Raw genomic sequence first — 521 nt, 5'->3', positions numbered from 1 at the left:
GGCGAAGCGATGACAGACCTAGACGACAAGATTAGTGTTCTCGAACATGAGCAGCCCGGAGCCAACTTAGACAGGTCTATTCGCGCCATTCGAAACTCTTTTAGGAACGCCTCCCGTGAACTTTCGAAGCTCAAAGGCGTAATTGACAGTTTGCACAGCGACCTCTCTGCGACACTGCAGACCGCTGACATGCAAGATCAGCGAATTCGACAAACAAAATTGGAACTTTGCGTTGCGTCAGGACAGACGATTCCCGAGGGCGAATCTGAGCCACTCGAACCCCAGATTGATACCGCAACGGTGGACTTGTTCTTAGAATCATTTGCGACTCACCGGTGTCCAACCACTGTTGGTGCTGAAGATGGAAGGCCGTTGCGTAACGGGAAGAACTCGGTCCAGGGATTAGGAAATACGCAGCGAGCCAGTATTGAGCAGGCAGTTGCTCAAACTGCTCCCTATACGGAAGAAAGCGATAATTCGGCGTTAGCGCAGGCCGTCAAGAGCATGGAGGAGCGTCTTGT

At 52.0% G+C, this 521-nt stretch carries 1 protein-coding gene; it reads left to right on the top strand.

The genetic code is table 11. The features are described 5' to 3' along the window. Positions 1-150: 150 nt before the first annotated feature. On the top strand, positions 151-521 hold a 371-nt coding region (locus HMPREF1627_RS10615), incomplete at its 3' end, for a hypothetical protein (protein WP_234305175.1).

It is taken from the genome of Actinomyces sp. S6-Spd3 (genome assembly GCF_000758755.1).
Lineage (GTDB): Bacteria > Actinomycetota > Actinomycetes > Actinomycetales > Actinomycetaceae > Pauljensenia.
The sequence above is the reverse complement of the archived record's forward strand: the minus strand, read 5'-3'. Positions and strand labels throughout refer to the sequence as shown.